This is a genomic window from Paenibacillus sp. FSL R5-0341 (assembly GCF_037975235.1).
GTDB lineage: Bacteria > Bacillota > Bacilli > Paenibacillales > Paenibacillaceae > Paenibacillus > Paenibacillus amylolyticus_A.
On record NZ_CP150241.1, the window covers coordinates 5,986,355 to 5,997,674 of the forward strand.

Genomic DNA, 11,320 nt, shown 5'->3' on the forward strand with positions numbered 1-11,320 from the left:
TACGCTACAGAACGTGTTACCATACCAAAAAAAGCCTTTGCCCTGACGGCATAACCAGCCAGAGCGAAGGCCTTTGAAAGTGTTACTTTTATTGCTCTTTAGATCCTGATACAAATTGTTCTTTGTTTATCTTACCTCAAAAAAATCACCCTGCAAGCACACTCATTGACGCTTCACTTCGACAGTGGCCGAGAAGAAGGTAGCCCCGTTGCCCATGTCCGACAATCGGTTGGACGTGAGCGAATTCGCTCGCTGCTTCTTGCCGTCCCCGTCCCACCATAAACCCTGGCTGATGACGGTTCCCGGCAACATGGCTTCACTCACCTTGGCGGTAAGTTCGATGCGCCCACGATCATTCCATACCACTACAGCATCTCCATCCTCCACGTTTCTACGAATGGCGTCCTCGGGGTGCATTTGCAATAGAGGCATCTTCTCCAAACGTTGGTGTTTGGCTGAATTGCCAAAGGTGGAGTTCAGGAAATTATGGTTAGGCGGCGATAGGAACATCAATGGATATGTAGCGGCAGGTCCAGCCGGATTCTCCCCATCATATCCTTCAACCAAAGCACTATAAGTAGGGAGCGGCGGTAGCCCTCTCTGTTCCATTGTCTCGGAATACAATTCGATTTTACCTGAAGGCGTGGGCAGCTGATCCAGAAATGCAGTATGTGGCGACATATCCAGCTTCACGAATCGATGTTGCTTCAATCCCTCCAACGTGACTCCATTCATGTAGGGGTTGCCTGTGCCCTGAAGTGCGTCCTCAATCATCTGTTCCGGCGTTTCTCCGAAGATTGCAGGATCGTACCCCATGGCTTGCCCAAGTAGTGAAAAAAGTTCCACATTGCTCTTGCTCTCCCCAATCGGTGCAATGACCGGCTCTTGCAGATGAACGTACTGATGCCAGTAGGAGGCATACAGGTCCGTCGCTTCAAATGAAGATGTGGCTGGCAATACGATATCTGCATATTTCGCCGTATCCGTGATGAACAGATCATGCACAACCGTGAACAGATCTTCACGTGCAAAACCTCGCTCCACCCGCTCGGTATCCGGTGCCACCACCAGTGGATTGCTGCAGTAAACCATCATAGCCCGAATCGGCTGCTCTGCTTCCAGCAACGCTTCACCAATCCGGTTCATATTCACCACTCGCGGCTCCGGATTCTGCCGCAGCTCCGGACGTTCCAGCACGTCGCTATTCGTGCTCGCGTAGCTGTTGGTGCGAACAGCACCGCCACCTTGCTTCAGCCATTGCCCCGTGATGGCAGGCAGACATGCGACGCTACGCACGTTCATGCCCCCATTATCATGGTGCTGGAGGCCATTGCCAATGTGAATATGAGCTGCCTGTGCGTTGCCGTATAGTTCAGCCAGCTCCACAATGGTTTCCTCCGGCACGCCAGTAATGCGTGCAACACGTTCAGGGGTGTAACTGCGGACATGATCACGCAGTGCCTCATGTCCCACCGTATACTTTTGCATAAACGCTTCATCCGTCAGTCCCCGTTCGAACAGCACATGCATCAATCCCAGCGCCAGTGCGCTGTCCGTGCCCGGATACAAAGGAATAAACCAGTCGCCCCACTGCGCGGTACGATTACGATGAACGTCGATGACGACGATCTTGGCGCCTTTCTTGCGGGCTTTCTCCGCGTAAACAACCTGGTGCATATTCGTACTGACGATATTCCCGCCCCATACCAGGATGAGATCCGCATGCTCCGTATCTTCCGGCACCGTTCCATGGTTGGCGCCCATCGTATATTTCCAGCCGGTATTCCCGGCCGCATTACAAATCGTCTGCTCCAGTACACTCGCACCAAGCGCATTGAAGAAACGTCGGTCCATGCCGTCTACGCCGAGAATGCCCATGTTACCGTAAAAGCTGTAGGGCAGGATGCTCTCCGGGCCGTAAGTCTCGGACAATGCAGTGAATTGGGCCGTAATCTCGCGAATCGCTTCATCCCAACTCATTCGTTCGAACTTACCTTCCCCTTTGGCTCCTACACGTCTCATCGGATATTGTAAACGCTCAGGGTGATACACCCGCTCGGTCATATTTCTGACTTTATTACAAATAGCACCCTTGGTGATCGGATGATCCGGGTTGCCTGCCACCTTCACAATTTTACCGTTCTCTTTATGTAGTAACAGACCACAAGTATCCGGACAATCGAGCGGGCATACCGCTGCGAAAATTCCATTCTCCTGATCGATCATCGTATGGCTCCCCCTCTTTAAAAAACTATCCCTATATCATATCTTCTTCGAGGTTAATACGTAAAGAGAACAGTATATTTTTGCCCAATATTCACCGCTATAGCGGATTAAAATTATTTTCAAAAAAATGTTTTATCGTTTGATTCAACTTTAGAATTCAGGGGTAAATTAAAAATAAGGCATTAGGCTAGTGTTTCCCCACTTCCTCCTCATGCCATATCATGGACCACTCCCGAAATTCGCCATGAACAGGTTTCGTTCCCCCGAACCTTGTCATGGCGAATTTATTTTGCGTTAAACTCCAATCAGTCCCCATACAAAAAACGATCCCGCCCTGCTCCATCACAGCATATTCGCCATGAACCGAGCAAGATCAGAATCGTCTTCACTTCTACTATAAGGTGCATATATACTGCGCTGTGCCCGCTATGCCTGTTTGCTCCACATTGCTCTTGCCTCCGTCTCGACAGCTTCGTTCGACGTCGCTATCTCCCGCTTCACTTTCGGCTCAGCTTGACGCAGGTACACCACCCAATAGGCTGCAGCTACGAACAGAGCTCCCCCAGTCAGATTCCCGAGCCATACTGGAATGAAATTCATGACGTATTGTCCCCATGAATAATACCCTTCGAAGATTGCCGCCGGAATCAGAAACATATTGGCCACAACGTGCTGGAATCCAATGGCCACAAATGCCATCGTTGGAAACCAAATGCCCAGTACCTTGCCACTCATTGTATCTGATGCATAAGATAGCCACACCGCCAGCGCAACCAGCCAGTTACAGCCGATGCCGGAGATAAAAGCTTGCAAGAAGCCGTCATGTAGCTTATGCCCAGCCATATCCACCACTTTCGCCAGATATACACCCTCTCCGGTCAGACCGAGCACATGTCCAAATGCGTATGCGACAAACAAAGCTCCAACAAAGTTACCCATCGTCACTAAGGTTAGATTTTTCAACATATTACCTACGGATAACTTTCGAGCAATCGTCGCGAGTGGAACTGCCATCATGTTACCTGTCAGCAACTCACCACCACCAATGAGTACCATGATTAATCCCACTGGGAACACCGCTGCTCCAATCAGATTGACTAGACTTCCCCACTCTGCCGGAGCAGATGCAATCACCCGAATATCCAGTAGAAATCCTAACGCGATAAAAGCCCCTGCCAGAAAACTGAGCACCAGTACAGAAGATACCGGGTATTGAGCCTTTTTCATGCCTGTTTGCGCCGTATATTGTGCAACCTCAAGAGGTGTTTTTGCTGCCATATCACTCATCCTCTCCTTCATTGTTCATCATTGGATAAAACCACCTGAAATTCATTAGTTTTGCGTTGAATGCCATATCCTAATTGTATCTTGGTCCTATTCAAAACTTTGTGCAAATTATCACAATGTTGTTTATAAAGAAGCTTTTTAAATTATAGTTTTCTGGCAAATGCGACTGTTATAGAAGCTTATACATATGAAGGAAATTGCTCAGAATTTGTTCAGAATCAATTTGTATAATAGGCACACATATTGAATTTATATCTGTTGGGCAGGGTCGGAAGTGGGTCAGAAACAGTTCCATGTTGTGTACGTCATCAAAATGATGTTCTGTAGGTCATTTCATAGGATATCTACGGACAATAGGAGGTTTAAACATGTTCAAACATTCTTTACGCTGGAGAACAGTTATGATGTATGCTTTGATATTCACTCTGGTTCTCCCTAATGTCCTTCTTCCCCAAGATCATGCTTCCGCTAACGGAAATGTGAATATACTGTCCGCAGTCAATAACAACGTTGATCGTAATCTGGTAAACGTCGTTTATGCTAACGGGAAATACACCGCAGTGGGTGAAAAGGGGCGTATTGTTCAGTCCACAGATGGATTAAACTGGGCTGTAGTGAATACAGGAGTTTCTAACGAAAAAACATCATGGAGAAGCCTCGTGTATGCAAACAATGTATATGTCGCAGTCGGGGTGGAATCTACTCCCAATAAAGCAAGATTGATCGTTTCGTCTGATGGCGAAACTTGGGTTGACAAATCATCGGGAATTAATGGTGACATTTTGCAAAAAGTCGTTTATGTTAACAGCAATTTTTATGCTGTTGGTGGAAAATGGCATGCCAGTGACCGAGCGCAAGATGTCGGCATTATCTATTCATCTTCGGATGGGGTGACATGGACGTTATGGAGTACTGTACCAAAAATTTGGCCACCAAGTAACACAACAAGCACCCCCTTTTATTTGATGGACCTGGCCTATATTTCTGGCAGATATGTTGTTGGAGGTAACGTATTAGGCGGATATGCCTACTCCAGTAACGGGACAAGCTGGACGAACGGATTCAAAGGCAACTATGACTTGGGAGGGTTCGCTGTCTACAACGGTAAGCTTCACATGCTTGAAAGCCAAACAAATGGCTACTCCAGTAGTGACGGGATAACGTTTACAGCCGACTCCTCCTATAATGGTACATTCGGCGTACTGAAAGATGGCGGGACACTCTATCGTTTCGGTACATCGGGTAAACTGGATTCATCCACAGATAACGGCGTCAATTGGACCCCAGAACTCAAAGTAACCAATATGATCATCCAATCTGCAGCTTCGAATGGAACGGGTATGGTTCTTGTCACCTCGGCTCCTAACAGCCTTGTCGTCACCGCGGACAAATCCGATTGGAAAAAAATCGCGGGAAATCTGCAGGGCATCGCTTATAACGGTAGCAACTGGGTCGTTGTCGGTGATTCACTCTATGGAAGTGATACAACAGATGGCCTTATGTTGAATTCGGCTAGCGATTGGGAGCATCTAAGTACAAATAGTCAGTTTCTTCCTACAGAGGCTTTTTCCAAAGTTGCTTACGGCAATAACACTTTTGTCGCCATAGGTAAAAAAATTGGGGTATCCGCCGATGGTGAACATTGGACGCTCAGCAATCTTCCCACCGGTGTAACGGGCAGAGTAGTAGCGCTGACCTATGGTGCAAGTGGAGGATTTCTTGCAGTAACTGATACGGGTAATACGCTCAACTCCGTTGACGGATTATCTTGGACGAAGGGCACAAACATCGCACTTCCATATAGAGATATATTTAATGTGAAGTATGTTAACGGTGCATATATCGCAACAGGTTACGGAGTAATCTGGAAGTCTGATGCAAATGGATTGAATTGGAACCAGATCATTGATTCCAATGATGAAGTTCATAAAAAATATTACGCGTTAAATGACATCATCTATGTAGATGGAAAATATGTAATTGTCGGATCAGATGATTATTCGTTTCCTATCATGTTAGAAACGACAGGTGTCTTGAACACCAGCTCAACGTGGACCAAACATAACGTTGATAATGTCAATTCAGTTAATTTAAAATCAATCGCATATGGAGATGGTATCTACGTAGCTGTAGGTACTTTGAATGAATATGATATTGATGGCAGACTTTTTGAACATTATATGATGTATTCATCCTCAGATTTGTTGAACTGGACACCGTACGATGAGAATACACTGGGCATAGTAGGAAACGGTTTAAACACCGTTTATTATCATGATGGTAATTTCTATATTGCAGGTAACGACAACGCAAGGATTGTATTTGGAAGTGCTGCACCGGGTAGCAATAACACGGGTCTAACAAATGTACTTGGACAGACTGACAGTGCTCCAGGAGGCGGAGATGGAACGACATCTGGGACAGCGGTTAGCTGGACCATTAACGTGCCTAACACAACCTCAACACTGGGACTAGCCGATCTTGTACTTGCAGACAATCAAGCTAAGATGGAGTTGTTCAGCAACAGTGACTATTCCACTGGTGGAGTTACAGGAAACTCAACGATCCCGCTCACGGCAGGTGGAGCTACCACTGCATACATTAAGGTGACGGCAGCCGACAACACAACCGTGAAATATTATGCAGTAACGGTGAACCGTACAGCTACACTAGAAACGACACCAGCTGCTGTAATCAGCTATGTAGATGAGAAATTAACAGGACTCGTTCCTAATGCTGTATACTCCGTTAACGGAGCTAATGCTGTCGCAGATGGTTCAGGTCACATCACTATCGACAACAGTTGGATCGGAACCACGTTGTCCATCGTGAAAACGGGAAATGGTACCACAACTACAGATAGTTCAGCTCAAACATTGGTCATACCAGCTCGTCCTGCAGCTCCAACTGGCGTTAGCAAGACGGATGAAACATCGAACGGCGCTCATGATGGAACGATTACAAATGTAACGAATCAGATGGAGTACAAACAAGACATCAACGGTGCATGGACAGCTATCACAAACACAACGGTTACAGGACTTGAGCCAGGTACGTATTATGTTCGTACAAAGGCGACCCCCTCTGCATTTGCTTCTGCAGAAACCCCGGCGACAGTTGGTTCAACGTCCGCAACACAGGAAACGACACCAGCCACTGTCATCAGCTATGTAGATGAGCAACTGACAGGACTCGTTCCTAATGCTGCATATTCAATCAACGGAGCTAATACTGTTGCAGATGGTTCAGGTCACATTACGATCGACAACAGTTGGATCGGAACCACGCTGTCCATTGTGAAGACAGGCAATGGCACCACAACTATAGACAGCTCCGCTCAAACATTGGTCATTCCATCTCGTCCTGCGACTCCATCCGGAATCGGCAAGACGGATGAAACCTTTGATGGAGCGAATGATGGAACAATCACCAATGTCACGGATCAGATGGAGTACAAACAAGACGTCAACGGTTCATGGACATCTATTGATAACACTACGATTACAGCTCTCACACCAGATCTATACTATGTGCGTATCAAAGCAACCTTTTCTGCATTTGCATCGGCCGAAGCGCCCGTGACCATTGGTTCGGCGTCTGCTACACCGGAAACGACACCGGAGGCTGTCATCAGCTATGCAGATGAGCAGCTGACAGGACTCGTGCCTAACGCTCCATATTCCATCAACGGAGCAAGTGCTGTTGCAGATGGTTCAGGTCAGATTACGATCGACAACAGCTGGATCGGAACCACATTGTCTATCGTGAAAACAGGCAATGGCACCACGACTACAGATAGCTCAGTTCAAACACTCGTCATTCCATCGCGCCCTGCGGCTCCAACAGAAGTCGGCAAGACCGATGAAACATCAAACGGCGCTCATGATGGAACCCTTACGAATGTAACTGATCAAATGGAATACAAAAAAGACATCAACGGCGTATGGACAACTATCTATGACACAACAGTTACAGGATTGGAGCCAAATACGTATTATGTTCGTACAAAAGCAACCTCCTCTACGTTTGCATCATCAGAAACACCAGTGACTGTAGGTTCCAGTGCATCGGTCCCTGCTGCACCGAATGTCACTGCGGATGACCAGAACAACACCATTATCGGTTTGGACACTACCATGGAATATCAAATCGACAATGGAGCCTTTGTCCACTTTAACGGCTCTAATACACCGGATCTCAGTGGTGAACACACAGTTAAGGTGCGTGTGGCTGCGAGTGGTTCAGTTCCAGCCGGGACGGAGAAAACACTTCACTTCACAGCGAATCTTGCAACCGACCTGATCGTGGTCGCTGTTGATCCTAGCGGGTCAACAAATGACGGAAAAACACTCATTACAGTAACCCCTACAATTCAGGCTATTGGACATCGTTTCGTTTATAAAAACTTCGGTACCGGAAATATCAACGTGCCAGCTATTGGTGATGTAGCTACAGGCTACGAAAACTGGCCGAACAATGGTCTAATCAACGCAGCAAACGGAGATAAAATCGCTGTTGCCGAAGTAGATGCTGAAGGCAAGATTGTAAAATTCGGATGGACTTCATCTGTAGTAACGAATGAGCCTGCACCAGGGACCAATAATCCTGATGTTCCCGTCGTCTCTCCGCCTTCAGGGGGAAACAGCACGACGAATCCGAATACCAATAACGGTAACAATAGTAATACCAATGCAAGTGACGAAGATGTCATCATTATCGTCAACGGCAAAACTGAAAATGCAGGGAAGATGAAAACAACAGAAGCCAATGGTGTTAAAACCACGGTACTTATCGTTGATCCGGTGAAGTTACAAGCGAAACTGGATGCCGAAGGCCCTCGGGCAATCGTCACCATTCCGGTTAAATCATCCTCCAATGTCATCGTTGGCGAGTTGAACGGCCAGTCGGTGAAAAACATGGAACGTCTGTCTGCAACGCTGGTTCTCCAGACAGATCAGGCGAGTTATACGCTCCCTGCTTCAGAAATTAACATTGATGCTCTTGCCGAAAGTCTCGGCAACGGTCTGAAACTGGAAGATATCGTGGTTCGTATTACGATAGCCAAATCTTCCGATACCATGAATCAGGTTGCAGTGAATGCAGCAGCTCAAGGTGATTTTACACTCGTTGCCTCACCTGTTGATTTCACCGTATCTGGTGAATACAACGGCCAAACAACTGAAATCACGAAGTTCAACGCATACGTTGAACGCAGAATTGCATTGTCAGCCGAGATCGATCCGAATAAGATTACTACCGGGATTGTCGTAGAGCCTGACGGAACAGTACGACATGTACCCACTAAAGTTATCTTGGATAAAGGAACATTTTATGCCGAGATTAACAGTTTAACGAACAGCACGTACGGGATTGTATGGAACCCGCTAACATTTGCGGATGTGGAGAATCATTGGGCGAAAGATGCGGTAAATGATATGGGCTCCCGGATGGTCATCCAGGGTGTCAACGATACTACCTTCAATCCAGACAAAGCGATTACACGGGCTGAGTTTGCAGCCATCATCGTACGTGGTTTGGGTCTCAAGCTGGGTGAAGGTCCACAACCATTCCGGGATGTCACTACGAAGGATTGGTATTCCAGTGCGGTTCAGACCGCGGCTTCCTACGAATTGATTAACGGTTTCGAGGATGGTACGTTCCGTCCGAATGACACAATTACACGGGAACAGGCCATGACATTAATCGCGAGAGCGATGAAGTTGACCGGTCTTGCAGACCAGTATGCTAATCTGGATGCTAACGAGATTCTCTCTGCATTTAAGGATAGCGCTAATGCTGGCAATTGGGCGAAGGGTAACATTGCACTGACGGCTAAGGCAGGCCTCATCAGCGGACGTAGTGATGGTCAGCTTGCAGCAAAAGCCAATGTGACCCGTGCAGAGGTAGCAACTCTGATTCAGCGCCTATTAAGCAAATCCGATCTAATCTAAAGATTATGAGCTAGTTCGAAGATCGGCCCACTTCATAAGAGTGGGCTGGTCTTATTTATTTGGCCAACTTTTGCGTTATGTACACTTTCATATTATTTAGGTAATCTAGCTGCAATACAAACAGCAACAGTCCACACACAAAAGAAGAAGACTGACGATATATTCGCCAGTCTTCTTCACGTCTTGATAATCATCTATTTTGATTCGTAATCCATTCTCTTGACCTGTTATATATCATGCTGCTTAGCTTCGACTTTGCTTCCTTACACCATTGCTGGTGCTTTTACTTCTACTGGTGGCAATGCTTGCAGACCCGCCGTGTTCAGGAAGTTCCACGGTTTGTTGTAATGTGGCTGGAAGAAGAAGTCGATGAAGGCCAGCTCATCTACGGTCATGTTGTTTTGGATGCAGACCGAGATCGTATTAATCGATTGGGTCAGATCAACCTGAGACATCACCTGTGCTCCGACGATCCGACGAGTTGCCTGCTCATATACCACTTTAAGCAACAGTTTCTCAGCCGTTGGCATGAACTCCGGACGGTAACTGTCTTCCAGTACAACAGCTTCCACAATCAGACCTTCTTCAGCAGCAGACATTTCCGTCATGCCTGTACCCGCGATATTTTGCTCATAAATTTTGATACCCGATGTGCCTTGCGTACCCATATACGGTGTCGTAGGACGAACCAGGTTGCGAGCTACCAGTGTACCCATCCGCACAGCGTTAGTCGCCAATGGAATGTACGCGGCTTTACCTGTCGGGTTGTAATGAATAGCACAGCTATCACCCGCAGCGAAAACATCTTTTTGACTGGTTTGCATATATTTATCCACGACGATTGCGCCGTTCGACAGCATATCCACTTGACCTTTGAGTAATTCGGTATTTGGACGGAAACCAATGCACAGAATAACCAGATCGGTTTCAAACTCCCCTTTGGACGTGATTACCTTAGTCACTTTGCCATTCTCTCCAGTAAATTTCTGTACCGTTTGACCGAGAGCCAACTTGATGCCGCGTCCAGTCAACGTTTCTTCGATTGCATCCGTGAATTCAGGGTCCAGGTATTTGTTCAAAATCCGGTCCACACTGTCGATCAGGGTAACTTCCTTGCCGTTCATCTGGAACGCCTCAACCAGTTCAACCCCGATATATCCTGCACCCACAACGGTAACACGTTTGGCATCTTTGGCTTTTTCAATAATTGTGTTGGAATGATTGTAGTTTTTGCAAAGTAAAATGTTGTCCATCTCGATGCCTTCAAGCTTCGGAACGACAGGCCACGAACCCGTTGTCACGATCAGTTTGTCAAACGTATCTTCAAATTCTTCCCCGGTTTGCAGGTTTTTAGCCCGAAGGGTATGACCCTTGGCATCAACTGCTGTAACTTCATGAAGCATCTTGGTTACAACGCCGAGATCTGCCAATTGATTAGGCGAAGAATAGAACAAACCGTCAGGGTCTTTCACAACTCCACCTACGTAGAGCGCAATGCCACAAGATAGGAAGGAGATATTGTCATTGCGCTCATACACCGTGATGGTAGCATCCGGGTACAATTTGGCGGTGTTTACGATGGCTGCGGTCCCTGCGTGTGTACATCCGATAACTGCGATTTTCATTAAAAGTTCCTCCTCGAAATATATAAATGAGTTTGAATATAAGGTTGTTTTAGTTGTGAAATATTTCACTTCTTAATCGACACTGTGTATGTGATTTATTTCACTTTATACACTCATTATAATGTGATCTTTTTCACATTGCAATAGGTTGAGCAAAAAAAGTTTGTCGAAAGAGGTGATTTCCCTGTATTCAAGCCTTTCTTCCCTTCATTTTATTGATTTCATTTTCCC

4 protein-coding genes are annotated in these 11,320 nt (G+C 46.6%); 1 reads left to right on the forward strand and 3 read right to left on the reverse strand.

Features of this window, described 5'->3' with window-relative positions; translation table 11 throughout:
* Positions 1-162: 162 nt before the first annotated feature.
* Both MKX75_RS26945 and MKX75_RS26950 read right to left on the reverse strand, forming a co-directional pair.
* On the reverse strand, positions 163-2,226 hold the full coding sequence (locus tag MKX75_RS26945; protein ID WP_339167513.1) for a molybdopterin oxidoreductase family protein: 2,064 nt from the start codon (positions 2,224-2,226) through the stop codon (positions 163-165).
* Between the two features lie 426 nt (positions 2,227-2,652).
* Complete coding sequence (locus MKX75_RS26950; RefSeq protein WP_339167514.1) at positions 2,653-3,504, reverse strand: formate/nitrite transporter family protein; 852 nt, start codon at positions 3,502-3,504, stop codon at positions 2,653-2,655.
* Between the two features lie 377 nt (positions 3,505-3,881).
* Between MKX75_RS26950 and MKX75_RS26955 the strand changes: the two genes are divergently transcribed.
* Positions 3,882-9,464, forward strand: a complete 5,583-nt coding sequence (locus tag MKX75_RS26955) for an S-layer homology domain-containing protein (protein ID WP_339167515.1) — start codon at positions 3,882-3,884, stop codon at positions 9,462-9,464.
* 263 nt (positions 9,465-9,727) lie between these two features.
* On the opposite strand, the gene MKX75_RS26960 is transcribed toward MKX75_RS26955, so the two are convergent.
* Complete coding sequence (locus MKX75_RS26960; protein ID WP_339167516.1) at positions 9,728-11,089, reverse strand: FAD-dependent oxidoreductase; 1,362 nt, start codon at positions 11,087-11,089, stop codon at positions 9,728-9,730.
* Between the last annotated feature and the right edge of the window lie 231 nt (positions 11,090-11,320).

Excerpts from the sequence above, each read along its gene's own strand:
- MKX75_RS26955 (WP_339167515.1), top strand. The coding sequence starts at position 3,882 with ATGTTCAAACATTCTTTACGCTGGAGAACAGTTATGATGTATGCTTTG.
- MKX75_RS26945 (WP_339167513.1), bottom strand. The coding sequence starts at position 2,226 with ATGATCGATCAGGAGAATGGAATTTTCGCAGCGGTATGCCCGCTCGAT.
- MKX75_RS26960 (WP_339167516.1), bottom strand. The coding sequence starts at position 11,089 with ATGAAAATCGCAGTTATCGGATGTACACACGCAGGGACCGCAGCCATC.
- MKX75_RS26950 (WP_339167514.1), bottom strand. The coding sequence starts at position 3,504 with ATGGCAGCAAAAACACCTCTTGAGGTTGCACAATATACGGCGCAAACA.